Annotated in this window: 25 protein-coding genes; 20 read left to right on the top strand and 5 right to left on the bottom strand. The window is 32.3% G+C overall.

Annotated features, from left to right (window positions below; genetic code table 11):
- Positions 1 to 41 precede the first annotated feature (41 nt).
- The 12 genes from CDLVIII_RS29430 (at position 42) to CDLVIII_RS21475 (ending at position 13,904) form a co-directional block, all read left to right on the top strand.
- Positions 42 to 5,234 carry a discoidin domain-containing protein gene (locus CDLVIII_RS29430; RefSeq protein WP_009171584.1) on the top strand — a complete coding sequence of 1,731 codons (5,193 nt, stop codon included), beginning with the start codon at positions 42 to 44 and terminating at the stop codon, positions 5,232 to 5,234.
- 85 nt (positions 5,235 to 5,319) lie between these two features.
- On the top strand, positions 5,320 to 5,478 hold the full coding sequence (locus CDLVIII_RS31560) for a hypothetical protein (RefSeq protein WP_186005517.1): 159 nt from the start codon (positions 5,320 to 5,322) through the stop codon (positions 5,476 to 5,478).
- A gap of 166 nt (positions 5,479 to 5,644) precedes the next feature.
- Entirely contained in the window at positions 5,645 to 6,295 is a 651-nt protein-coding gene (locus CDLVIII_RS21520) for an ABC transporter permease (protein ID WP_009171583.1), read from the top strand.
- 117 nt (positions 6,296 to 6,412) lie between these two features.
- Positions 6,413 to 7,315 carry a glycine betaine ABC transporter substrate-binding protein gene (locus tag CDLVIII_RS21515; RefSeq protein WP_009171582.1) on the top strand — a complete coding sequence of 301 codons (903 nt, stop codon included), beginning with the start codon at positions 6,413 to 6,415 and terminating at the stop codon, positions 7,313 to 7,315.
- Between the two features lie 21 nt (positions 7,316 to 7,336).
- The gene (locus CDLVIII_RS21510; protein WP_009171581.1) at positions 7,337 to 8,098 is read left to right on the top strand and encodes an ABC transporter ATP-binding protein; all 762 of its coding nucleotides are present in this window, start codon (positions 7,337 to 7,339) and stop codon (positions 8,096 to 8,098) included.
- A 6-nt stretch (positions 8,099 to 8,104) separates the two neighbouring features.
- Positions 8,105 to 8,716, top strand: coding sequence for an ABC transporter permease (locus CDLVIII_RS21505; protein ID WP_009171580.1), 612 nt, complete (start codon positions 8,105 to 8,107; stop codon positions 8,714 to 8,716).
- A gap of 228 nt (positions 8,717 to 8,944) precedes the next feature.
- Positions 8,945 to 9,223, top strand: coding sequence for an autorepressor SdpR family transcription factor (locus tag CDLVIII_RS21500; protein ID WP_009171579.1), 279 nt, complete (start codon positions 8,945 to 8,947; stop codon positions 9,221 to 9,223).
- Positions 9,210 to 9,842, top strand: a complete 633-nt coding sequence (locus CDLVIII_RS21495) for an SdpI family protein (protein ID WP_009171578.1) — start codon at positions 9,210 to 9,212, stop codon at positions 9,840 to 9,842. The genes CDLVIII_RS21500 and CDLVIII_RS21495 overlap by 14 nt, the downstream gene beginning before the upstream one ends.
- A 340-nt stretch (positions 9,843 to 10,182) precedes the next feature.
- The gene (locus tag CDLVIII_RS29425; RefSeq protein WP_009171577.1) at positions 10,183 to 10,674 is read left to right on the top strand and encodes a MarR family transcriptional regulator; all 492 of its coding nucleotides are present in this window, start codon (positions 10,183 to 10,185) and stop codon (positions 10,672 to 10,674) included.
- Between the two features lie 26 nt (positions 10,675 to 10,700).
- Positions 10,701 to 11,687: an efflux RND transporter periplasmic adaptor subunit gene (locus tag CDLVIII_RS21485; RefSeq protein ID WP_009171576.1), complete on the top strand. Its 987-nt coding sequence runs from the start codon at positions 10,701 to 10,703 to the stop codon at positions 11,685 to 11,687.
- A 15-nt stretch (positions 11,688 to 11,702) separates the two neighbouring features.
- The gene (locus CDLVIII_RS21480; protein ID WP_009171575.1) at positions 11,703 to 12,356 is read left to right on the top strand and encodes an HlyD family efflux transporter periplasmic adaptor subunit; all 654 of its coding nucleotides are present in this window, start codon (positions 11,703 to 11,705) and stop codon (positions 12,354 to 12,356) included.
- A gap of 9 nt (positions 12,357 to 12,365) precedes the next feature.
- Positions 12,366 to 13,904: a DHA2 family efflux MFS transporter permease subunit gene (locus CDLVIII_RS21475; protein WP_009171574.1), complete on the top strand. Its 1,539-nt coding sequence runs from the start codon at positions 12,366 to 12,368 to the stop codon at positions 13,902 to 13,904.
- Positions 13,905 to 14,095: 191 nt separating this feature from the next.
- On the opposite strand, the gene CDLVIII_RS21470 is transcribed toward CDLVIII_RS21475, so the two are convergent.
- The 3 genes from CDLVIII_RS21470 to CDLVIII_RS21460 all read right to left on the bottom strand — a co-directional run bounded on the left by CDLVIII_RS21470 (position 14,096) and on the right by CDLVIII_RS21460 (position 16,390).
- Positions 14,096 to 14,755, bottom strand: coding sequence for an elongation factor G-binding protein (locus CDLVIII_RS21470; RefSeq protein WP_009171573.1), 660 nt, complete (start codon positions 14,753 to 14,755; stop codon positions 14,096 to 14,098).
- Between the two features lie 294 nt (positions 14,756 to 15,049).
- On the bottom strand, positions 15,050 to 15,328 hold the full coding sequence (locus CDLVIII_RS21465) for a CD3324 family protein (RefSeq protein WP_009171572.1): 279 nt from the start codon (positions 15,326 to 15,328) through the stop codon (positions 15,050 to 15,052).
- A gap of 603 nt (positions 15,329 to 15,931) precedes the next feature.
- Positions 15,932 to 16,390: a MarR family transcriptional regulator gene (locus tag CDLVIII_RS21460; RefSeq protein ID WP_009171571.1), complete on the bottom strand. Its 459-nt coding sequence runs from the start codon at positions 16,388 to 16,390 to the stop codon at positions 15,932 to 15,934.
- A gap of 354 nt (positions 16,391 to 16,744) precedes the next feature.
- Between CDLVIII_RS21460 and CDLVIII_RS21455 the strand changes: the two genes are divergently transcribed.
- The 6 genes from CDLVIII_RS21455 (at position 16,745) to CDLVIII_RS21435 (ending at position 23,127) form a co-directional block, all read left to right on the top strand.
- Complete coding sequence (locus tag CDLVIII_RS21455; RefSeq protein WP_009171570.1) at positions 16,745 to 17,620, top strand: SDR family NAD(P)-dependent oxidoreductase; 876 nt, start codon at positions 16,745 to 16,747, stop codon at positions 17,618 to 17,620.
- A 597-nt stretch (positions 17,621 to 18,217) separates the two neighbouring features.
- Complete coding sequence (locus CDLVIII_RS32290) at positions 18,218 to 18,685, top strand: SLC13 family permease (RefSeq protein WP_242835788.1); 468 nt, start codon at positions 18,218 to 18,220, stop codon at positions 18,683 to 18,685.
- The gene (locus CDLVIII_RS32285; RefSeq protein WP_242835787.1) at positions 18,639 to 19,463 is read left to right on the top strand and encodes a hypothetical protein; all 825 of its coding nucleotides are present in this window, start codon (positions 18,639 to 18,641) and stop codon (positions 19,461 to 19,463) included. The genes CDLVIII_RS32290 and CDLVIII_RS32285 overlap by 47 nt, the downstream gene beginning before the upstream one ends.
- Positions 19,464 to 19,560: 97 nt before the next feature.
- Positions 19,561 to 21,693 carry a hydantoinase/oxoprolinase family protein gene (locus CDLVIII_RS21445; RefSeq protein ID WP_009171568.1) on the top strand — a complete coding sequence of 711 codons (2,133 nt, stop codon included), beginning with the start codon at positions 19,561 to 19,563 and terminating at the stop codon, positions 21,691 to 21,693.
- A gap of 56 nt (positions 21,694 to 21,749) precedes the next feature.
- The gene (locus CDLVIII_RS21440; protein WP_009171567.1) at positions 21,750 to 22,421 is read left to right on the top strand and encodes a hypothetical protein; all 672 of its coding nucleotides are present in this window, start codon (positions 21,750 to 21,752) and stop codon (positions 22,419 to 22,421) included.
- Positions 22,422 to 22,506: 85 nt separating this feature from the next.
- Entirely contained in the window at positions 22,507 to 23,127 is a 621-nt protein-coding gene (locus CDLVIII_RS21435; protein ID WP_242835786.1) for a GntR family transcriptional regulator, read from the top strand.
- A gap of 167 nt (positions 23,128 to 23,294) precedes the next feature.
- Here CDLVIII_RS21435 and CDLVIII_RS21430 read toward each other — a convergent pair whose 3' ends face one another.
- The gene (locus CDLVIII_RS21430) at positions 23,295 to 24,359 is read right to left on the bottom strand and encodes an NADH:flavin oxidoreductase (protein WP_347461898.1); all 1,065 of its coding nucleotides are present in this window, start codon (positions 24,357 to 24,359) and stop codon (positions 23,295 to 23,297) included.
- 293 nt (positions 24,360 to 24,652) lie between these two features.
- Here CDLVIII_RS21430 and CDLVIII_RS32280 point away from each other — a divergent pair, with 293 nt between their 5' ends.
- Positions 24,653 to 24,793: a hypothetical protein gene (locus CDLVIII_RS32280; RefSeq protein ID WP_242835785.1), complete on the top strand. Its 141-nt coding sequence runs from the start codon at positions 24,653 to 24,655 to the stop codon at positions 24,791 to 24,793.
- Between the two features lie 26 nt (positions 24,794 to 24,819).
- A complete protein-coding gene (locus CDLVIII_RS21425) occupies positions 24,820 to 25,857 on the top strand; it encodes an IS701 family transposase (RefSeq protein WP_242835784.1) in 1,038 nt (345 codons plus the stop codon).
- Positions 25,858 to 25,966: 109 nt separating this feature from the next.
- Here CDLVIII_RS21425 and CDLVIII_RS21420 read toward each other — a convergent pair whose 3' ends face one another.
- Positions 25,967 to 26,536, bottom strand: coding sequence for a hypothetical protein (locus CDLVIII_RS21420; RefSeq protein WP_009171563.1), 570 nt, complete (start codon positions 26,534 to 26,536; stop codon positions 25,967 to 25,969).
- Positions 26,537 to 26,562 lie beyond the last annotated feature (26 nt).

Below are 26,562 nucleotides of genomic sequence, written 5' to 3'. Positions count from 1 at the left end.
AGATAAATTGCTACCAAATACTATAGAAGAGGAGTAAAGTAATGCTTAAAACAAAAAATGTTCAAGTAGGGAAGTTAAAAAAGCCGTTTGCTATTTTCACTATTTTTTTTATGCTTATTAGTATAATGCAGTTTCCTATGGCAAACACGGCTAAGGCAGATACGACAACGCCATATCTGCTTTCACAAAACAGAACAACATATGCATCATCTAATAATGGGGGAAATACTTCAGATAAAGTAGTGGATGGAGATAATACATCACGTTGGGAATCTGAATGGAAAAAAGATGATGAATGGTTATATGTTGATTTAGGTGCATCAGCATCAATAACTGAGGTAAAAATCAATTGGGAAAATGCTTATGCTAAAGACTATACAATAGAGGTTTCTGATGATGAAGTAACATGGAGTGGTCCGATATATACAGAAACCGATGGAAAAGGTGGAAATGAAGATATTACTGTATCTGGAAAAGGAAGATATGTTCGTTTACATTTTAGTAAAAGATCTCAAGAAGCTTATGGATATTCAATTTATGAATTACAAGTATACGGAACAGGCGGAATAAATCCTCCTCCTTCAGCGCCACTTGGAGAGAATATAGCTTTAAACAAAACTGCAACAGCATCGTCTGTAGATCAAGAGTGGTATATTACTCCTGGACAAGCAGATGCAAAGAATGCCTTTGATGGAGACGTGAATACACATTGGGGTTCAACACCTGAAGATAATCAATGGATCTATGTTGATTTGGGAAGCCAGCATACGATAGGAAGGGTTATCTTAGATTGGGATTCTCCAGCAAGAAGTTATGATCTCGAAGTATCAGATGATGCTCAAAATTGGACTAAGGTTTATAGACAATTAAACTGTAGAGGTGGAGAAGAAAATATTCCGATATATGTTACAGGAAGATATGTAAGAATGAATGGAATGACTAGAGTTAATACTGGTGAATTTGGAATAAAGGAATTCAAAGTATATGATTACGTTGAAGGTGATCAAAAACCTGTATATACAATACCAGAGATACCTTCATCAACTGTTACTAAGGCAGGAGAAGGAAGTTATGTAAGTGATATGTCTTTATTCCCACAACCAAGAGAACCTTTTGAGAAGACTGATAATCTTAAGTCGCCAATTCCATCAAATGACTGGTGGCAGTCATTGCTTATAAAAAATATGGGAGATACATTAATAACTTTACCATTAAAGGCCAAGTATCAGCAGCAAGGTTTAGGATTATTAACACCAAGTGCTGGCTGGCTTCAAGATAGAAGTGTTGAAACAGAAAAAAATATTGATTTGTTTTTGATGGCAAATAATATTAATACTTCAGAAATGGACAGTAAAATTGATGGTTATGGAGATTACTCTGCAAATGTTGTGTTAAGCGACGATGATACTCAAAAAATGAAGACTACTTTTATAAAGGGTTCACCATACGTATTTACAGAGTTTAGTGATCCTAATTCCCCTGAAATATATTCTACAGCTGTTACAAGAATATTTGATGATAATGGCAATGATATACTAGCTAATAATGGAGACTCTATATCAGCAGATCATATAGGTATAGAAACAGTTAATTCTAATGGTGCACCTGATCCTAGCAACGTAACTAGATATTATGGAGTATTTGCACCTAAAGGAACTACATTTATAAAAGCCGGAAGCAAGATTAAAATGCAGCTTGGAAATGGAGAAGGTTATTTATCAGTAGCAACTATGCCATCTGATAGTGATTTAAATTATTTCTATAAGCATGCTTATGCTTTTGTTACAGATACTAAAGCAGATTATACTTACGATGATAAAACGTCTGATGTTACCACTACTTTCAAGCAAAGTATATCTTTAAAACGTAATGATCTTGCAGATACAACTTTAATGTGTATGTTACCTGCTCAATGGAAAGTCAGCTCAGATTCAACAAGCGATATGATTTATCCATCTGTAAGAGGAACACTTAAAGTCCATGAAGGCAATTCATTTAGTACAGTAGATAAATTTAATGGAATGGTTCCGCAATTTACAGAACCATTAAATCCTGAATATTCTAGAAGTAATTTACTTGAATATCTTGATATACTTGATAAATCTACTGATTCGAATTATATGAGCGGGGATGCTTATTGGCAGGGAAAGGTGCTGCATCCATTGGCGATGGGAGTACTTATAGCTGATCAAGTAGGGGCAGAAGATTATAAAAAGAAATTTTTAGATAGACTAAAAACAATTTTAACAGATTGGTATACATATAAACCTGGTGAAACTGAAGGATACTATTTTGATTATAATCCAGAATGGGGAACATTAATATATAAAAATAGCGAATTTGGTGCGAATACAGGTATTACTGATCACCATTTTACGTATGGTTACTTTACATTTGCGTCTGCAGTACTAGCAAGTTATGATAGTGACTTCTTAAAAAACTATGGACCTATGGTAGATACTTTAATAAGGGATTACGTAAATCCATCAAGAACAGATGAGAAGTTCCCTCAATTTAGAAACTTTGATCCATATGAAGGTCATTCATGGGCTGGTGGTTATGCAGATAACTTCGATGGAAACAATCAAGAAGCAGCTGGAGAATCATTATTTGGCTGGGTTGGAGAATACATGTGGGGATCAGTATCAGGAAATAATAAATACAGAGATGCTGGAATATATGGATTCACTACTGAATTAAGATCTATAGAACAATACTGGTTTAACTATGACGGTGATAACTGGATATCAGATTACAATCATAAGACAGTTGGACAAGTATATGGAAGTGCAAACTTCTTTGGTACATTTTTCAATGGAGATTCGGTATATGTTTATGGAATACACTGGCTTCCAACAGGAGAATATTTAACAAACTATGGTGTTGATAAAGAAAAAGCAGCTGGTTTATATGAAGGTATGAAGGAAGACATTATAAAGGATTATAATAAGAGTACTGATCCTAAAAAGGGAGCTCCACCAGATCCTAATGATGTTGAGCCGGATTGGCGTCATATAACATGGCCAATTGAATCCTTAAGTGATCCTCAGGCAGTATTAGGTAAATGGGATCAAGATACATCTAAATTACAACAAAATGAAATGTACGATACTTATTGGTTTGTAAATAATATGGCAACACTTGGGAAGCGTACAAGAGATATATGGGCAGAAAATGGGGTAACAGCAAGTGTATATAAAAATGGAGATAAATATACAGCACTAGCCTGGAATCCTACAGATAATCCTGTAACTGTTCAATTCTGCAGTAATGATGGTGAATTAGGATATACTGTGGTTGCACCAAAAGCTTTGGTTGCAGTAGATCCTACAGTAAAAGGAGCTATAAGCAAAAATGCATTACAGGCAGAAATAAATGTTGCAAATAAATTAGTACAAACTGATTATACTGAAGAAAGCTGGGCAGTGTTTAGTACAGCACTAACTGAAGCAGTAACAGTTAATAATAATACAGCTGCAACTAGTGATCAAGTTGATACAGCCCTTAAAAATTTAAGAGCTGCAGAAGCAGCCTTAGTAAAAACAACTGCAATTCCTGGCGCTGATGTTAATTTAGCACTTAATAAGACAGCAGTATCATCATCAAATGAAGCAGATGGCTTAGGACCACAAAATACTACAGATACTAATTTGGATAGCCGATGGAGCTCAAACTGGGCAGCAAATAAGGATAATCATCCAGAATATGTTTATGTAGATTTAGGCCAACCTTATTTTATAGGAGACGTAAAAGTTAATTGGTCAGATGCTTATGCTAAGTGGTATAAAGTGCAGGCATGTGTTTCAAATCCAGATGATGAGAGCAGCTGGCAGACGGTTTCAACTGTTGAAGATGGAACTGGTGGACTTCAGGATTCAACCTTTACAAGTGCAGCTGCAAGATATGTAAGAATATATTGTACAAATCCAGCAACTCAATTTGGATATTCAATAAAAAATATTGAAGTATACGGTGCTAAGGTTGATAAAACAGCACTTAAGGCAGAAATTGATAAGGCAAGTCAATTAAATGAGAGTGACTATACCCAGGAAAGTTTCGAAAACTTTAGTAATGTATTAGAAGAAGCTGAAAGTGTTAATTCAAATGATTCAGCAACTCAAGATAAAGTAGAGGAAGCACTTAAGAATCTACAGGCAGCAGAGAGTCAATTGGTAAGAGTTAATGTGACTACTGGTTCAGCTGTTAATTTAGCACTTGATAAATCAGCAGTATCATCATCAAATGAAGCAGATGGTTTAGGTGCACAAAATACTACAGATGAAAACACTGATAGCAGATGGAGTTCAAATTGGGGAGCAAACACAGATAATCATCCAGAATATGTTTACGTAGACTTAGGTAATATTTCCGATATTAGTAATGTAAAAATATTATGGGATACAGCTTATGCTATAGGTTATAAAATACAAGTAAGTACTTCAGATCCAGATGATGAAGATGGTTGGAAGACTGTAGCAAAAGTTGATGATGGTGCAGGTGGAATTGCAGACGTAGTTTTTCCTAGTACTTCAGCTAAATATGTAAGAATTTATTGTGAAAAGCCAGTAACTCAATTTGGATATTCTTTAAGAAACATAGAGGTTTATACAGGTAAATCAGCATTAGATAATGAAATAGCACAAGGGGATTCCCTACAAGAAGATAATTATACAGAAGATACCTGGAAAGATTTCAGTGAAGCTTTAGATGAAGCGAAAGATGTTCGAAATAATGAATCAGCATCTACAGAAGACATAGATGGTGCTCTTAAAAATCTAAATAAAGTAATTGCTAAACTGATAGAACATAAGAAGACTAATAATTTTAACTTAGCGTTAAATAGACCAGCAGAATCTTCTTCTAATGAAGCAGCAGGATTAGATGGTCAGCATGTTACAGATAAAGATATAGATAGCAGATGGAACTCAAATTGGGCAGCAAACACAGATAATCATCCAGAATATGTTTATGTGGATTTAGGTAAATCTTATGACATAAGTGATGTAAAAGTATTATGGGATAATGCTTATGCTAAGGGATATAAAGTACAAACATGTACATCTGACCCAAAAGATGATGACAGCTGGGAAACAGCAGCAACCGTTAATGATTCAGAAGGTGGACTTCAAGATTCCTTCTTTGATGGTACAAAAGCAAGATACGTAAGAATATATTGTACAGATCCATTAAATCAATTTGGATATTCTATAAAAAACATTGAAATATATTCTTAAGTAGAGAAATTGAGAGATGGCATTAAATAATAAATGCTAAATAAGTAAAATTTCCTCATAGCTATGGAGATAATAATCTATAGTTATGAGGATTTTTTTATTTAAAAAAGAATATATGTTCCCAGAACATAAGTTTGCTATAAGCAATAATATATGCTATAATTATTGGAATAATAGAAGAAGAGTACCATATAAAAAGGAAATAATTAGAGATAAATGGATAATTATAAAGATTGCTAAATAATTTCAATAATAATTTTGATAATGGAGTATATACTTACAAAGACAGGATTTTTATTTAAGTTTCTTTTGTTTACTATTAATAATAGAAACTTTTATATTATTTTGTATATCAAGTGCTGATACTTTAACAATGTAATGATTATGTGATTAAAAAAGGAAGTGAAAACATGTGGCAAAATATTTTAGAATATTTTCAAAAAAATATGGATACTTATTTGCAGGCAATAGGCCAGCATTTAGAGATAAGTTTATTATCTTTACTGGTAGCGGCGATTATTGGAATTCCTTTTGGAATATTATCTACAAAAAATAAAGTATGGTATCAATGGGTGACAACATGGTTTAATACACTTAGAATTGTGCCCAGCTTAGCTGTATTAATTATGCTGATTCCTATTGTAGGAACAGGGATTAAACCAGCAGTAATTGCTCTAGTTTTGCTTGGAATACCACCAATACTTTTAAATACTGCACTTGCCTTTAATACGATTCCTGAATTTATGATAGAGACTTCAATGGCAATGGGGATGTCAAAAGCACAGAGTTTTTGGAAAGTAAGAGTACCACTAGCAGCCCCTCTTATACTAACTGGACTGAAAACAGCGATGGTTGAGATCATTGCTAGTGCAACACTTGCTGCTTATATTGGTGGTGGGGGAGTTGGTAACATTATTTTTACGGGACTTGGACTTAATAGAGCGGATTTACTGATTATAGGAGGAGTTACTGTAGCAATTCTTTCAATGCTTGCCAATATAATTATGCTAAGCCTAGAAAAATATTTGATTAGATATAAATATATTAATTTAAATACGTAATTTAAAAATAATTGGAATCATTAGATGCTCACGCATTTAATCTATGAAATGAGTGAGATGACTTATAATATAGCAAAATGTTATATATAAAATAAATATAAATCGGGGAGTGATAATATGAATAAAAAAATTAAGAGAATTATAGGAACGTTATTAATTTCAGTTGTATTAGGGAGTCTTGCAGCTTGTGGAAACAGTAAAGGTTCAAATGGAGATAAAGATACAATTCGTATAGGATCAAAAGATTTTACAGAGAATTCAATTGTAGGTGAAATTTATGCACTAGCTCTTGAAGATAAAGGATATAAGGTAGAAAGGGTACCTAATATTGCAAGCTCAGTTATTCACACATCACTTGTGAATGGTGAGATTGATTTATATCCAGAGTATACTGGTACAGGTTTATTGGCAGTTTTAAAAAAGGATTTAATTACTGACCCTCAAAAGGTTTATGATACAGTAAAATCAGAGTATGAGAAACAATTTAATTTAGAATGGCTTAATTATTCAGCTGCAAATGATGGACAAGGTTTAGTAATCCGTACTGATGTGGCAAATAAGCTTGGAATTAAAACTATTTCTGATTTACAGGTTCATGCAAGCGAAATTAGATTTGCATCACAAGGTGAATTTGATCAAAGAGAGGATGGTATTCCAGGTTTAGAAAAGGTATATGGAAAATTCAACTTTAAGTCTTCAAAGGTATATGATAATGGTTTAAAATATCAGGTATTAGAGAATAATGAAGCTGATCTTGCACCAGCATCTACTACAGAAGGACAATTAACAAAACCGGAATTTACTTTGTTAGAGGATGATAAACATGTATGGCCGCCATATAACTTAGCTCCAGTAGTTAAAAAATCATTATTAGATGCGCATCCAGATATTGCTGATATTTTAAATAAAGTTAGTGCAACCTTAGATACAAAAACAGTAACAAAGTTAAATGCAGAGGTGGATGTAGATAAGAAAGAATATGAAGAAGTAGCAAAGGCGTATTACGATTCTATTAAATAATAAGGTAGAAGGAGATACACAATGAGTACAGCAATAGAATTTAAAAATGTTAATAAAAAATTTAAAGGATCAGCGTATAGTGCAGTTGATGACGTAAGTCTGACAATAGAACATGGAGAATTTATTACGATTCTAGGTTCTTCAGGCTGTGGAAAGACAACTTTGCTTAAGATGATTAATAGATTGTATGATCCAGCTAGAGGAAGTATTGAATTTTTTGGTGAGGATATTAGCAAGAAAGATCCAGTAGAGTTTCGTAGAAAAATAGGTTATGTAATTCAACAGGTAGGATTATTTCCTCATATGACTATAGCAGGTAATATTGCAACTGTTCCTAAAATACTCAAATGGTCCAAGGAAAAAATAGATGATAGAGTGGATGAACTTCTTAAACTTGTAGGATTAGAGCCAAATGAGTTCAAAAATAGATATCCTTCGCAGCTATCAGGAGGTCAACAGCAACGTGTGGGACTTGCAAGGGCATTGGCAGTTAATCCCGATGTAATGTTACTCGATGAGCCTTTTGGTGCCATTGATGCAATAAATAGAATTAATCTTCAAGATGAATTATTAAAGATTTATAATACTTCGAAAAAAACATATTTATTTGTAACCCATGATATAAATGAAGCATTTAAACTTGGTACCAGAGTGTTAATAATGGATAAAGGGAAGATACAACAATTTGATACGCCAAGAAATATTGTTAGAAATCCAGCAAATGATTTTGTTAGGTCCTTGATTAATTCCGCAAAAGGACAGGAAATATTTTTGGAGGATTAAAAGCTTATGATTAATTATTTATTAAAATATCCTGATAAGTTATTAAATGCTTTGGCAGGGCATGTAGAGATTGTTTTAATTACTCTAATAATCTCTATTGTATTGGCAGCTTTATTGGCAACTTTGGCAGTATATTCAAAAATAGCATCCAAGCTTTTGATTAATATATTTGCAATGGTATATTCAATACCTAGTTTGGCATTATTTGCAATTTTAGTACCATTAACAGGGCTTGGAAAAGTTACTGCAATCATAGTTTTAGTACTTTATAATCAGTACATATTACTGAGAAACATATTAGATGGATTAAATAATATAGATTCGGCTATTATTGAAGCGGCAACTGGAATGGGAATGAGTAAAAGTCAAATATTAGTTCGAGTTAAATTACCGCTAATTACTAAACCAATTTTTACGGGAATTCATCTTGCAGTAGTGTCTACAATAGGTATTGCAACAATTGCAGCATCTATTAATGCTGGTGGAATTGGAAGTATTCTATTAGATGGACTTAGAACAGTAAATACAGCAAAAATACTGTGGGGAACTTTGATGTCAGCAGGTTTGGCAATAGTTGTAAATACAATACTTAATGCTATTGAGAAGAAAATTAGTTAGAATTAAAAATATACATGATATAAAATATAAAAAGCAGTCGAGCTTATTGATTATAATTGTCAATATGCTTGGCTGTTTTCTATGTTCAGGGTGTTTTAGGAGTTTGGATAAATATTTTAACAGATATCTATTTAGAAAGAAATCTAAATAGATATTGACTTTTTATAGAAAACTTGATACATTCTATTTAGAGATATTTCTAAATAGAATGTAAAAGGAGATGACAAATTGGGATTTCCAGAAACCTTTAAAGCACTATCAGATCCAGTCAGACGAGAAATCTTAGTAATGCTCAAAGGCGGGAAAAAATCAGCAGGTGAGATTTCAAAGGAATTCGATATGACAGGAGCAACAATTTCATATCACCTATCTCAATTGAAAAAGGCTGGACTTATTTTAGAAACAAAGTATAAAAATTTTATATATTACGAAATCAATGTATCTGTATTTGAAGAAATGATGCTTTGGTTTTCACAATTTGGAGGCAGTAAAGATGAAAAAAGATAAACTTTTATGGACTACAACTATTATTTGTTTTCTACCTTTGATTCTTTCAGTTATGTTATATAATAAATTACATGAATTAGTTCCTATTCATTTTAATTATAATGGAGTTCCTAATAATTATGCGCCTAAAGCAGTTGGAGCATTTGGGTTGCCAGTTTTAATGGCAGTAATTAATATTTTTACGCATTTTAAACTTAATAATGATCCGAAAAAAATAAATTCGCCAGAAATCTTGAAATATTTAGGAAAATGGTCTGCTCCCATTCTTTCAGTTATATTAGTACCTGTAACCTTGTTTATTGCGCTTGGATATAAAATTCCTATTCAAATTATTTCTTTAGGAATTGTAGGGGTCATTCTTGTAGCAACAGGAAACTATTTACCAAAGTGCAGGCAAAATTACACTGTAGGGATTAGATTGCCATGGACATTAAATAGTGAAGTGAATTGGAATAAAACACATCATATGGCAGGATACCTTTGGATATTAGGTGGAATTTTTATGATAATTGGAGGCTGTATACAGGTAAAGGGGATTCCATTGACTTTGCTTATTATACTAATTATTGTGATAGTGCCTTGCGGCTATTCATATTGGTTATATAAAAGAGGAATATAGCATAAAACAAGGTTATAGCTTCAAATTATTATAATTTTAATAGTTTATCTAAATTAATAAGAGGAACCCAATATAGATTAAAGAAGATTGGGTTTCTTTTATTTTTTTATAATTACTGTTGTTAAAGCTACTTGTATATATTTATGTGAAATATGTTTATAAAAAATAATAAAATTATTTATTTAGTGGAAATTCATTAACTAGTTCAGCTTGATCAAAACCATATTATTTTAAAAATACTTGATTATGGAAAAAAACTATGATATTATTCAATTAGTCAATCAGTTGACTATCCAACGGTTTAATATCAGATGTTTAACTTAACAGAAGGAGATTTATTATGATAAACGAAGAGATAGAAAATTTAATGAGAGATACAGCTCATACAGCTCATAATTTTAAGGATATTTTATATGGCAAGATGGATAAACTTTTAAAAGAAGGTGAAGAAGGATTGGTTAGATCTCACATATTGATTCTTCACGGATTAATGGGAGGAGAACTATCAATGAGTGAGCTGGGAAATAAACTACAGGTTACAAAGCAGAATATTACTGTTTTAGTAGATAAGCTTGAAAGACTTGGATTTGTAGAACGTGTAAGCTCAGAAAAAGATAGAAGAGTTTTTTTAATCAAGCTAAATGAAAAAGGTAGGGAATACGTAAAAGTTAACATAGAAAAATATAAGAATTCATTTAGCGATACTTTTAGCAAATTAAATCCAGATGATTTAGAAGCATTTAAAAATGCGATAGTAACTTTAAATGAAATATTACCTAAGCTTAAAGATGAAAATTCTAAATTGGAAGTAAAAAATAATGATTTTTTGTAAATAAATAATTAAAGGAGTAAGTGATTATGAAAAAATATATCCTATTAATTATATTACCAGTATTTATAGGAACATCTACCCTCACTAGCTGCTCTTCAAACAATAATAAGAATGAAAATATTGTTCAAGTTGAAAATGTAAGTAAGCAAGATTCTGTATACCTTATGGCTGGAAGGATTGAAACTGATGATGAGGTCAATGTGGCTTCAAAAATTTCAGCTAGAGTTTCAGATATATCAGTTAATGTTGGATCAATTGTGAATAAAGGCGATATTATCATTAAATTAGATACTCAAGATTTACAAGCTCAGGTAAATCAAGCACAAGCAGCAGTAGATACTGCAAATGCTAATTTAACTAATGCAATGAATAGCACACGACCTGAACAGATAGAACAAGCACAAGCATCACTAGATAGTGCAACGGAATCATATAATGTTGCCAAAAAGAATTATGATCGTACAAAGGCCTTAGTTGATTCAGGTGCAGGAACAAATCAGCAGCTAGATTCAGCACAGCAACAACTTACATCTGCAGATTCAGCACAAAAATCAGCACAGGATCAGTTAAATATGCTTAAAAATGGAGCTACAGAAACAAGTATAGATGTTTATAAAGCACAGGTTAAACAAGCTGAAGCAGCCTTAAATACCGCGCAGGTAGCACTAAATAATGAAAATATTACGGCACCAATTTCAGGAAAAATTACTGAGAAAAGTATAAATTCAGGAGAAATGGCATCACCAGGTACAGCTCTTGTTTCAATATCTAATCCTGATGCTTTATGTGTAAATGCATATGTACCATTAAATATTACAAAAAATTTAAAAGAAGGACAAACTGTAACTATTAAAGTATCAGAAGTAGATGATTTAGAATTTGACGGAACAATATCAGTAATAAATTCGAAGTTAAATTCTCAAAGTAATACTGTTTTAGTAAAAATAACTTTATCAGATCCAAACTCACAATTAGAGCCTGGCATGTTTGCAGAAGTTGGTGTAAGAGGTTAGGAGAGGATGATAGCAATGAAAGGAAAACGTAAAATAATAATTTTGTGCATATTTGCTGCTATGTTAATAACACTTAGCGGAGTTGGACTTTATTATTGGTATGAAAATGAATACTTTGTTTCAACCGAAGATGCGCAGGTAGCTGGTGATTTTATAGATATAACGCCGCAAGTTTCAGGGAACCTTTTGGAATTTAATGCAGAAGAAGGAGATACTTTAACTAAAGATCAAATTGTTGGCCGCATGGATGACGATGGAATAACTGATGCAAATGTTAACAAATCTTTGCTTAGAGCACCAATCAGTGGTTTGGTCATAAAAAAAGAAGCAGAGAGCGGTGAATTTACTTCTGCTGGATCTACACTAGCAGTGATGGTTGATCCACAAAAACTTTATATTACAGCAAATATTGAAGAAACAGAGGTAAAAAAATTAAAGCCAGGGCAAAATGTAGATATAAAAATAGATGAATTTGATGGGCAGGCATTTCAAGGGAAAGTAGAATCTATAGGAAAAGCTTCAAACTCGGCATTTTCACTTCTCCCATCTTCTTCAAGCGGAACTTTCACAAAAGTAGTTCAAAAAGTACCCGTAAAAATTGAACTTGAAAATATAAATGAGAGTATTCTGCCGGGTACAAATGCATATATAAAAATTCATGTTAAGTAGGTGAAGAGTATGGAAAATAAAGAAGAAGGCTCATCTAAATGGCTTATAATGAGTGCAGTAGTTATGGCAGTATTTATGTCAAGTTTGAATACAAGCGTTGTTAATCTCTCTATTACAAAAATGATGCAGACCTTCAATGTATCCATTGACCAAATACAATGGGTTATTAGTTCATATACTCTCACATTAGGAGTTATTATTCCTTCAACAGGGTATTTTGGTGATAAATTTGGTATGAAAAAAGTATTTGTTACTTCATTGATACTATTTACCTTAGGTTCATTAATGTGTGGAATTTCGTGGAATGAAACTAGTATAATAGTTGCAAGGATAGTTCAGGGGATTGGGGGAGCCTTTATTATATCTCTTGGTATGACAATATTAATAACAACTTTTGATAAAAGTGAAATAGGAATTGTCATAGGGCTTATGGGTATGTGTGTAATGGCAGCTCCAGCCTTAGGACCAACATTAGGGGGATATATTATTCAAAATTTTAATTGGAGAGTTGTTTTCTTTATAAATATTCCAATTGGAGTAATCGCTACAATAATGGCTATCTTAATATTTAAGGAATCAGGGAATAAGTCTACAAAGAAATTTGATATTATTGGATTTTTGACATCAAGTATAGGAATGTCATGTGTTCTTTACGTACTTGGACAAAGCGACATAGACTGGAGCGATATTAAAAATATTATGCTTATGATTATTGGATGTTATAGTCTTATAATGTTTATAGTGAATGAATTGCTAATTGAAGAACCTATGCTTGATTTAAGGCTTTTGAAAAATTATACTTTTTGCATGAGTAATATTATTATGAACGTTGCAATATTAGCCCTTTATGGCGGTGTGTTTTTAATGCCTATATTTCTTCAACAAATTAAAGGACTTGATTCATTGAGTGCAGGGCTTATATTATTCCCTGAAGCCATAGCAACTGCTATTTCAATGAATGTTTATGGTAAGTTTGGAAATAAAATTGATATAAGAATATTTGCTGTAGCTGCATTAATTTTAATAGGTTTTAATAGTTATAGCATGTCAAAAATAACCCTAGATACTTCAAATTCAACTATTACGATTTTATTAATGATTAGAGGTTTTGGAGTAGGATTTCTTATGGCACCAGTTCAAGCCATAGGTTTTAGCGGATTACCTAAAGCGGCAATGGCAGATGCTTCAGCTTTAATGAATACGGTAAAACAAATAGGAACATCTATAGGCATTACAGTTATTACAAGCATTATGCAACATAGAAATGTAATTGATTATTCTAACTTAGCAGCACAAGTAACTTCGTTTAATGAAAATAGTATGAAGCTATATAAAATGATTCAGGGTGTTCTTATTAAAAGCGGGATATCTGTTAGTAATGCAAAGGGGATAGCTTTAACAAAGATTTTTGGAGAGGTTGCAGTTAAGGCAGAACTTCAAGCTCTTAATGATACCATGTTTGTTATTTCAATAATTACTGCTATAGTAATTATTCCAACACTTTTGTTAAAGCAAGGGAAGCAAGAAGAAAAGCCTGAAGCAGAATAATTAAAAGTTAAGTATTCTCCTTTAGGTCTACTAAGGCATCTGAAAGTAGAAATGTAATTCTATAATAAAATAAATGAGCAAGCTAATAGGTACAAGTTTAAAGAACATTATATAATTCTTTAGACTTGCACCTATTAATTTTATTATTACTACAATTTTTTGTTTAGGGAAACTGAAAATCCAGGGTGTTATTACTTCATGTTATTAACTTCTTTTAGAATTTTTTCGAGTTTTTCAATAGATGAAATTCGGTCATTACATTTTTTGCTATCTAAACATATATCAAAACCTATTGATTTATAGGCTCCTTCTCCGGAATTGGATGTTTTACAGACAGCTGAAACAAAGGCAACATCATTTTCACGTCCTATATTATTGCAAAGAACACACATGTGAGAATTATTAGAAGCTGAATTTGTGATTTTACAAGTCATACCTATGAGTTTTTCGTTCATATTATAAGCAACAAATAACTTTTGTGTAGATTCATCAATCCAGCCTAAGTATACATTTTTGGAATCTTGTACATCAATGTTTGGTAATTTTAGCTTCTTTTCCTTTTTAAACAGTTTATTAATATGAGCATTTGGAACTTTTGGCATTCCATAGACATACTCATCAAGTTTAGCTAAATATTCATCAATATATAGGGGATTGTTTATTTTTGTAATATCAAGTAAAGTCTTTTCTTCTTCAGATAAATCTTTAAATATATTTAATATTTTTTCATTAATATATAATTTAGTAGCTTGAATAATATTATCATCTACAGAACTATTATAAGCGTTATTTAAATCATATAAACACTTTTTTATATAATTATATTTATGTTTTTTTATAAAAGCTTTCATTAAATCGAGCACCTCTTTTCTAATAAAATATATCATTTTTATTATTCATATAAGTAAATGTAACTTTGCTCTAAATATTATTTTGCAATTAGATAATTAAAAAGATGATTATTGTTACTCCAATTGAAAGTAACAATAATCATCTAAATTTAAAACATATTATAATATTCACAGCCATTTCATTCTTGAATTTTGTTTTAAACAATCAATGATAGAACTTACATTGGATTTCCACAATGAAATCATAACATGGTTTAAAACAAGCATTCAATCTAATATATAATTCTGTAATGATTATGAGCCTATGAGTTTCTCCTGACTTATTATCCTTCTTATACTTTTTTCGGATAGGTAATATTTTTGAGTTAGTTCATTAATAGTAGTTCCATCAGTGTACTTTTTGTAAATCTCATTATTTCTTACCTTAAGATTATTTTTTATACCACTCTTCTCTCCCCAGGCCTTATGATTTTCCTCTTTTCTGGGTACATAAAGATATTTTCCATCTACATATTTCTGTATTATTTCAATAATTTCTTCTGGTAACACATCTTGTGCTTTAGCATACTTCATTTCCTTACTCCTCCATTTTTTTATCATGGCATTAAAGCAAAGAATACAAAAAGCTATGTGTTACAGAGCCTAAAACATGTACGCATTTCAGCTAACTAAATAAATAATAAGCTTAGGCTCCAAACAAAGCATAGCTGAGTTTGTTGTAGTCTTCGCAAGGAGCAAGCTAATTTAAAGTTGAACGTATCACAGACCTTCATAAAAAAACACCCCCAATTCGTCATGGTTATTATATCATAGTCGGTAGGAAATGAATATATGTTCAAAGAGACTTATTTTAGTAAGATAAAATGTCAGCTTTACCGATGATGGAAAAACCGTTGACAGGAAATCTAATTACGGATGAAAACTTGTTAAAATCAGTATTTTCACCGAAAGCAGAATTACAGTTAACGGAAAAACCGATAACAGATTTACCGCTAGCGGTAAATCGAATACTTAATAATACTAAATATAAATAATACTAAATAATATATAGTTCCTACAGAAGAAATAATACGTACTAAATAAAGAGAAAAGCATCAAGAGAACTTATTGAATGTAAAATTAAAACTAGAATTATAAAAATAATAAAACTTAGTTTAAATGTATATGTCTCATGTTTTAGTCATAACCGTTAAAATCTTTAAGCATTTTAACAAATTTTTCAAGCTTGTAATCGTCCCATTTGGAAATACGGTCATAAAAAGCAGATTCCTTTTCTTTTAAAGCACCTATAGTTTTTTGTTTACCAAGTTCTGTTAATGATAAAAGTACACCACGACGATCATTAGGAGAAGGTTCACTTTTTACATAGTTTAATTGTTTCAATTGGCTTAAAAGACGACTAACAGAACTGCGATCCATAGCTGTTGATTCTGCTAAAACTGTGGCACTTGCTGGTCCAAATGAAAAAAGCCAACGGACAATTAGGAAAGAAGCGGGTTGTAATGTGGAATCAAAACTTTCTGCAGTTCTGACGTTGAGAGCATGGGCAGCACTAATCAACGCATTTAGCTGTTCACCCAATTGTTGTTCTAATATAATTCGTTCATTATTTTCACAATTATTATAATCTTTCATAGTTCACCTCGAGTTTAAATATTTTAAAATTACTTGACATATATCAAATAAGTAAATATAATTGACATATATCAAGTATATTTATTGGAATCGAGGATGTCAAGGTTAATATAAAGAATAGTAGTAATTAGAAATGGGAACTTTATGTTCAAGTGTTAACTAATGAAAGTATATAAGGCACATGAAAGAAAATAATAGACCAAAGATGCGACGCATATTTTGCGTCAGGCAAGGAAGTAAATTCTGCTCATAGTGGGTCTATTAGTAAAATTTGCTGACACAGTATGACACAAAATAGGCAAGCATACTGGTCTGTTATTTTTTTGATTGTGCCTAAGTAGGAGGAAAAATAATATGAATACACAGCAAATTATCGTTATTACTGGCGCTACTAGTGGACTTGGAAAATTGGTTGCAATTGAATTAGCAAAGCGAGGTTCACATTTAGTATTAACGGCGAGAAACAAGGAACGAGCTGAGATAACTAGAAAAATGTTAGAAGATATAAATCCTAAAGCTAAAATTGACTTTTTCTTTGGAGATTTATCAATTATGAAAGATGTAAGAAGAATTGGGCAGGAAATTAGAGCAGCATATCCCAAGATTGATGTATTGATAAATAATGCAGGATTACATGCATTTGAGCAGCGTGTAACCTCAGAAGGTTTTTCAGAAATGATAGCAGTTAATTATTTAGCTCCATGGCTGCTTACTAATATATTGCAGGATTCTTTAATAAAGTTAGGAAATGCACGAATTGTAAATGTTGCTTCTGAGGCATCACGTAATCATGGTGAGCTTAAGCTGCCGGAAGATTTAATAGATACATCTAATTTTACGAATAGAGGTTCATCTTTGATTTATGGGAAAACCAAATTGTTAAATATTATGTTCAATGAGAAATTAGCACGACAACTTTCAGGAACAGGGGTTACAGTTAATGCACTTAATCCAGGTTTTAATGTTACCGGCTTAGGGAGAGAACTTTGGTTTGCTACTGTGCTTGAACGGATATTGAAATTATTACACATTGGAGATCCGCATAAAGGTGCAGAGATTATTCTTCGTTTAGCTATAGATCACCAATATAATGGTGTAACTGGTGGATATTTTAATGTTGGAACAGGTAAAGCTATTGTTCCTATATATCCTGGTAATGATGAGCTCATGCAAAACAAATTGTGGAATGAAACTAAGGTATTATTGCAACAAAAAGGCTTTATAGAATAAATTCATAAACATAAATCTGATCAAGAGTTGCCGTTGTGGCAGCTCCTTTTTTGGATAGATAAAATAAGTATTAACTTACTGTTAAGGTAAATTACAGCTGCTAACTATATTGGAAGAGTTTAGATTAGAGATTTTCAGGAAGTTTTTAAACTAGTCGGTAAGCTTAATGCTAAAGAAAATCCTTATTTAGGCTCAGTTGTTTATCAAAATTGACTTCATAAGTATCATAGCGTCATTAATGGAAAACTTGAATGCTTCTAAGAATATGATAAAATTTGCTTTAATCATATCAAGGCTTATGAATATTTTTTTATGAGGGATTAAAAGATAATTTTAATAGAAATTTAATCAAGAACACATAGAGGAAATTTTATACAAAATATGAAAATATAGATTGACAGCGTTTAACTAACATGTTAGTATGTAAATGTATTTGACTAACATGTTAGTTAAACGTATTTTTTAAACTATTTTATTAAAGGAGGGTCCTTTATGGATGCTATAAATGTTGTTTTAGGTGTCATTTTAGTTTTAACGTTCTTTGGAATGGTATGGTATTGTGTAAAAGGGTACAACCTAATGGTGGGGTTCTTCATCATGTCTGTGCTCTGGGTGGCACTCGCACTTATTGGAAACGTTATCTCGGAAAACCCTGCGATGAAGGGACAAACGTTTATCGATGTTCTTACGAATGTCTTTCAAACAGGTCCTGAAAATTACGGTAAATCAATTCTCGTTAACATATTCTTCGGTGCTTTCTTTGGAAGAGTGTTAATTGATACAGGAATTGCATCAACTTTAATTCGTAAAGTAGTTGAACTTGGTGGTGATAAACCAAGAATAACTATGGCACTTTTGTGCATTGTTACTTCGATTATTTTCACATCTATGACAGGAATTGGACCAGTTATTTCTATTGCTGTAATCGTATTACCTATTATGCTATCACTAGGTATTCCATCACCTATAGCTCTGTTTTCGTTTGTAGGGTCTATTATGGCTGGTATTTTTGCTAATATTGTTAACTTTAAACAAATATCAAGCTATATTTGCTGCTGCAAATAAGGATTATGCAAGCTATGATTATAATACGTACTTTAAATTTGGTATAATTGCAATGATTGTTGCTTTGATTGTTGTAATAGTTGTAGCTAATGTTTCAATGAGTAAAAAGAAGCTATCTCATGCATGGGCAGCTACAGCTGATTCTGGAAATACAACAAATGCACCAGCAATTTCATGGATATCTGTTATTCTCCCAGTAGTAGGAGTAGTCGCTTTTAATATTCCAATTATTTTTGGATTTATTATTTCTGGTTTATACGCATTATTAACTTGTGGAAAATTAAAAGGCGGCTTTTCTAATGTATGTGCAATGCTTGCAAAGCAGTTTGCTGACGGAGCAATTGATGTAGCACCAATGATCGGTTTCTTGTTAGCTTTGGCTATGTTTAATAATGCAGCAGCTTTTGTTGCTCCTTATTTTAAAGCTTTGTTTGGAGGTGTAATTCCTCAAAGCGCATTAATATTATGTGTCGTATTTGCAATACTAACACCACTTGGATTTTTCCGTGGACCTATGAATTTGGTTGGATGTGGCGCTGCACTTCTTGCAGTAGTTGTATCAATAGCAGCTTGGCCAGTTCAATTTTTATATCCACTATTTGCAGTTACAACTATTGCCCCTCAACATTTAGATGTTACTCAGTCATGGGTTGCGTGGGGATTCGGATATACAAAGGTATCTACAAAAGAATACATGAGAATGTCAATACCAACTGGATGGATTGTAGGAATAATTCTTTGCATTATTGTATTTATTTTATATGGTAATTTAGTTTAAAAATAATTATATAATAAGGCCGGCTGTTAGGGAGTATGATAGCCGGTTATTCAGACTAATTTAGGTAGAATCAGATTAAGATTGGATGGTGAAAGATATGGGAAGAAAAGTTAGAATGGGTATTGATGTAGGGGGAACTCACACAAAGGCTGTTGCTATTGATAATGAAACCCATGATATTATAGGAAAATCATCGGTGAAAACCACTCATGATGACAGAAGAGGAGTAGCAGCGGGGGTTGTAAAATGTTTCGAAAACTGCTTAACTGAAAATGATATAAAACCAGAAGATGTTATATTTGTTGCTCATAGTACAACACAGGCAACCAATGCACTTATTGAAGGAGATGTTGCCAAGGTAGGTATTGTCGGTATGGCAAAAGGTGGTTTTGAAGGCTTCTTAGCAAAAAAGCAAACAAAATTAAATAATATAGATTTAGGAAATGGAAAAGAAATTAAAATCATTAACAGTTTTATGAAAACAAAAGGGCTTAACGAAGAATCTGTGAAGCAAGTAATTGATGATATTACAAATCAGGGAGCGCAGGTAGTGGTTTCTTCCATGGCTTTTGGCGTAGACGATGGAAGACCTGAAAAAATAGTTTATGAAGTAGCAGATAAAAAGGGAATTCCGACTACCATGGCTTCAGATATTACAAAGCTTTATGGATTAACAAGAAGAACAAGAACAGCCGCAATTAATGCAAGTATTCTTCCCAAAATGTTAGATACAGCTAATTCAACAGAAAGTTCAGTAAGAGAAGCAGGTGTTAACGTTCCTCTGATGATAATGAGAGGGGATGGAGGTGTTATGGAAATTACTGAAATGAAAAAACGTCCTGTCCTAACTATGCTTTCTGGGCCAGCAGCCTCTGTTATGGGATCTTTAATGTATCTAAGAGCTTCAAATGGTGTATATTTCGAAGTAGGTGGGACAACTACTAATATAGGAGTTATTAAAAATGGACGACCTGCTATTGATTATTCTGTCGTAGGAGGACATTCTACTTATATTAGTTCTTTAGATGTACAAGTTCTTGGTGTGGCTGGAGGTTCTATGGTTCGTGCAGATAAAAACGGAATCATAGATGTTGGACCAAGATCGGCTCATATAGCAGGATTGGACTATTCAGTATTTACAGATCCAGAGAAAATTAATGGACCACAGGTAGAATTCTTCTCTCCAAAGTCTGGAGATCCATCAGATTATGTAGCAATAAAGCTAGAAAATGGGGAGAGAGTTACCATAACAAATTCTTGTGCAGCTAATGTTCTTGGAATAGTTAAGCCTGAACATTTTTCGTATGGTAAAGTGGAGGCTGCTAAGAAAGCCATGCAGGCATTGGCTGATTATTGCGGAACAACTACTGAAGATATTGCAAAGCAGATAATGGAAAAATCTTATGCAAAAATTGAGCCAGTAATTTTATCTCTTGCAGAAAAGTATAAATTAGAGAAAGATCAAATTTCCTTAGTTGGTGTTGGGGGAGGTGCAGCATCTTTAATTATATATTTTGCAGAAAAAATGGGAGTGAAGTATAGTATTCCTGAAAATGCAGAAGTTATTTCTTCAATTGGTGTAGCATTAGCCATGGTAAGAGACGTGGTAGAGCGTATTATTCCTTCACCTTCGAAAGATGATATTCGTGCAATTAAGATGGAGGCCATGAATAAAGCAATAGAAAGTGGAGCTACAGCAGAAAGTGTGGAAATACATATTGATATTGATGCACAGACCAACAAAGTAACAGCTATAGCAACTGGTTCGACAGAAGTAAAAACAACAGATCTATTAAAAGAATGTGATGAAGAGGAAGCTCTGGAGCTTGCCGCAAATGATATGCGTATTTCAATAGACCAAGTACAACTTTTAGAGAAGACTAAATATTTTTATGTCTATGGGGAGAAAACTTCAAGTTCTGAAAATCCAGGAGCTATACGTATTTTAGATACTAAGGGCTTTATTAAGGTTCAAAGAAGCCGCGCCTTAGCAATAAAAACGACAGCAGAAGAATATATAAATGCTGTTAAGAAATTATGGGAAGATATGGCTGTATATAAGACAGAACTTATTGCAAGACCAGATTTTTATCTATGTATAGGTGCTCGTGTAATGGACTTTACTGCAAATGATTATGAACAGCTAGAGTTATTAATGGATATAGAAGTGTCTACTCTTGAGCCGGATGAAGAACTTATTGTAGTAGCTGCAAATATTAATCAGAAATAACGAGAAAAGTTTATATTATAAAACGTATATGATGATACTTAAAAAATGGAGGAAATATGCAGAAACAATTCATATTGGAGGAAATGATTCGAAATTTATTAAAGGTAGACGATGTGACTTGGGGATTGTATGCATTTTCGAGAGATGTTTTAAAAGAGCGTATACCTGTAAACAAGAGATTAGAGATGATTAAAAAAGCTGTGACCTGTGGAAGAGAATATGCGGAGTATGTGATACATGAATACGGAACTTCAGATGTAAGCGTAATAGCTGAAAAATTAAAGTTGAAGGTCAGAATGCAAGATGAAAGGATAACTGGAAAACGCATATTATTTGCCTGCTATACACCTCCAGATAAGATAGAAATCATGACAGAACCTATAGAAAAAGCAGCTAATCAGGTTTTAGAGGCTGAACCTGCACTTGTTGAATATTTTGAAAAAAATAGTATAATGAATACTATATTGGGTCATGAGATTTTTCATTATATAGAAGATAAGTTTGAACAAGAAATATATACACGGACGGAAAAAATATTGTTGTGGAATTTTCTTGGCTTAAAAAATTTTTCTACCATACGTGCTTTAGGTGAAATTGGAGCAATGGCATTTACAAGGGAACTGAATGGACTTAAGTATTCACCTTTTATCCTAGATATTCTCTTATATTATGCCTATGATTCTTTTAGTGCCGAGAAAATTTATCATGATGTTTTAGAAATGAGTTGAGGAAGGTGTAGATGAATACTTGATGGTTGTTAATAATAGTAATTCATTGAATGATGTAACTTACAACAGAATAAGAAAAGATATTATGAATATGACACTGGAACCAGGAATGAACGTTAGTGTGCAGAAACTTTCAGAGCGCTATGGTGTTAGTAGAACTCCAGTACGTGAGGCTATAGTTCGTCTTCAACAGTCAGGTTTGGTGGAAATATATCCACAGCGAAAAACTGTTGTATCAAAGATTGATTTGGAAAGAGTTTACGAAGAGTGGTTTATTAGAACTTCGCTGGAGTCTGCTGTAGTGGATGCATTTATTCGTCGTTGCAGTGAACTTGTGGCAGATACAATGCAGGAGCTTATAAGTAATCAGAAAAAATATTTAGATAAGGAATATTTTGGAGAGTTTTATTCAAAAGATAACCGCTTTCATCAGCTTATCTTTGAAACAGCAGGGCAGGCATTATCTTGGAAGACTATTGAAAATGTAGCTTCTCATTATAATCGTATCCGCCTATTGCATGGTAAGATTAATGGTGTAGGATCTATTATTGATGAACACCAAAGAATGGTTACAGCAGCTCGTAAGCGTGAAACTGAAGCAATGCGAAAAGCTATTATGGAATATTCAAACAATTTTTTAGAGCAGGTAAAAAGCATGTCAAAACAGTATCCAAATTTTTTTTCTAATTACTTTGAGCAACCATAAGTGATAAATAAAAGTACTATAGAGCTTAAGAAAACTTTTAATGTGTATAATTTCATGATATAAGATGAGAAATAAGATACTAAATTGAAAAAGTATAAAAAGAAAAGGTGGTATTTTTTGAAATACCGCCTTTTCTTTTAAATAAGTTAGATGAAATTATATTATTCTTATTTATTATTCTTCTCTAATAAAGCTTTTCCACCACATATGTCAGATTGACCAAACCACATGCATTTTGAGCAGTTTAAGCATTTACCAGTGTCTTTACCAGCTTTCGCGTCATTTGCCCAATTAGGATTTATAAGAGTTCCTCTAGCAATATCTACAAGATCTACATTAGTTTCATTTAATATCTCTTCAGCAAGTTCTGGCGAATTGATTCCGTAAACTGCAAATACAGGAATTGAAACTTCGGCTTTTATTTTTTCAGCAGCATAAACAGGAGCAGAATATTTATAGTCATTACTTATATTAACTTCCTGTTCATTAAAAAATCCATATGAAACATCAAGGAAATCTACATCATTTTTCTCCAGTACTTTAGCATAATGTAATCCATCTTCGATTGTAGGCTCAAATCCACCTAAACGTATTCCAACAACGAATTCCTTTGGAGTTACTTTTCTAATACCTTCTATTATTTCTATTACAAACTTTTCAGGAGAGCTGCCATACTCATCAGTTCTCTTATTTACGTTTTTATTTAAGAATTGGCTAATCAAATATCCGTGACAACCATGAAGCTCAATACCATCATATCCAGCTTCATAAGCTCTTCTTGCAGCTTCGATGAAGTCGCTTTGAATAGATTTAATTTCTTCTGTAGTCATTTCGTGTCCAATAACACTTCCAGCGGAGGTTTTATATTCATAGGCGCTTGGACATAGTGGGCTTTCTGATATTCCAGTAACGCCTGCATGATGAATTTGAACAAATATCGCACAATCTTCTTTATGAACTGTATCAACTATGCTTTTTAAACCATCAATTTGTTCATCGCTCCATATTCCAATCTGCTTTTCTGCTAATAATCCATTTTTGTTAACACAGGTAGCTTCTTGGATTATAAGTCCAGTCCCACCTTGTGCTAATTGTTTATAACGCTCGATATTTTCAGGGGTTACAAATCCATCGCTAGCAAATGGAACCACCATTGGAGGAACACAAATACGATTTTTAATTTGTACATTTTTAATACTGAATTCTGAGAATAACTTTTTCAAAATATCCACACTCCCATTATATTATTTACATGAAACCAATAATTCGATATGTTATTAGTATATCTATACGGATATAAAATATCAAGTAAGCACATTTTTGTGCCTCAAATCTGGTGAGATTATTAATGAAAGATATATTGGAAGAAGCAAAACATACTTCTTTAAAAGAGTGTCCATGTAAATAAATACTATAAACGAGCGTTTTTACATCCAATAACTTACCAATAATAAAAATAGAACATTTATAAAATCATTTGTTATAATTAAGTTCTCACACAAAAAATAACAAGGAGATAACATAAATGTTCATAGGCTCAATTATAACAAATTCATCATCTATAATCAAATTCTTAAAAGAATCAAGATTTGCAATTTATTTTACTAAGCCGCAGCTTCATATTATAGCTCTTATTATGAGTGCTATGATAAAAAAGGATTTGTAGGTAAAGTTACTGACGTAGCCGACCTTATGCCTTTCAGGCATAGGACGAATGTAGGAAAATTCTTATCTAAAAGTCCTTGGAATGAAGACTTTGTTGAAAGAGCACTCCGTAATTTGGTTATAAAAAAGATTTGGGAAATTTCTAAAGCAACTGGAAAACCAATCTATGTCGCTATAGATGATACTATCTCGGAAAGGACTGTGCCCTCGTCAAAGGCAGTAAAACCTATTGAAAAGTGTAGTTTTCATAATTCTCATTTAAAACATAAAACTGTTTACGGACATCAATTAGTAACTGTTATGCTTATTTGTGATGATGTTGTTATGCCATACTCAATATCTATTTACGACAAAAAGATTAAGAGTAAAATTCAAATGGCTATTGAGCTTATAAATTCCTTACCATCTCCAAAAAATGAAGGATATGTTTTGTGTGATAGCTGGTATAGTTGTAAAAAGATTTTTAATGCTTCTAAAAAAGCTGGTTTCAAATATGTAGGTGGATTACGTACTAACAGAGTAATTTATCCTACTAATCATGAAAGACTTGGTATTAAGCTTAACGCTTTCGGGAAAACACTAACTAAAGAGGATGTCGACCTAGTTAAAGTTGGCAACTCAGAGTATTATGTATATTCCTATAAAGGAAAGTTAAATGATTTAAAAGAAGCCTTAATAATTCTAAGTTGGCCTAAAGAAGCTCTTTTTAAAGATGGCTGTTTAAGAGCTTTTATAAGTCCTGATTCTAATATGTCATTATTGGAATTGCTAAACCACTACAAACATAGGTGGCCGATCGAAATTTTCTTTAGAGAATCTAAGAAAAAACTAGGATTAGATGATTATCAAATTCGCAGTGAAAAAAGTATAAAAAGATATCTGCTTATTATGATGATTACATATGTTTATTGTGGATTAGAAGTATCCGAAGATACTTTAAAATTTAGTGATGGATTAAAAAATGCTAGAGTTCAATTAGAGGCCGAAAAAATAACTTTCATTTATGAAAAAACTCAAGCTGGAGAGCCTATTGATACCATTTTAGAGCTTTTCAATGTTGCATAAGTATCTTTTTAGTTATTCAATTGGAAATATTTGTTTGCAATTTCGCTCGTTTATAGTAAATAATATTAAAAGCCATAAAATAACATATGAATTATTTTATGACTCATAATTAAAAGATAATAATTTCGCCTTCTTCATCTACTCTCTTAATTGCACCAATTGTTTTTAATATATTGCCTATAGCGGAATATGATAAACCAACAGTTCCTAGTACATTAGGAAGGAGGGTAAAGTTAGTAGTACCAGATTGAATGTTGTTATATATTTCAATTAATCTGATGAATGAAATTCTAACATAAATAAGAATTGTGAATACACCTAGACAGCTTGCAAAGGTTGCTATTTCACTTGGAGTTGGATGCTGCACATCATTTTGGTTTCGCCCATTAGACTGATTCTGTTCATTAGATTGATTTTGTTGTTTCTTATGGTTAGAATTTCGTCTTTTATGATGTTTTTTGTGTTTATTTTGCTGTTGGTCTTGTTCCTTGTTTTGGTTTTGGTTCTGTTTTGACTCCATTGCTCTTTGTAATATAAGTTCTTGAGCTTGCTGTGATGCAATAAGACTAAGTATGCTTGAAAATATATCAATGTATGTGGCTGATATTTCTATTTGTAATAATTCTAAATCTAATTCATCATTACCAGTTAGATTTACGGTAGCATTATTAAATTCCATTTTATCACCTAAAAAGAGACGGTATA

Source organism: Clostridium sp. DL-VIII (assembly GCF_000230835.1).
GTDB lineage: Bacteria > Bacillota > Clostridia > Clostridiales > Clostridiaceae > Clostridium.
The sequence above is the reverse complement of the archived record's forward strand: the minus strand, read 5'-3'. Positions and strand labels throughout refer to the sequence as shown.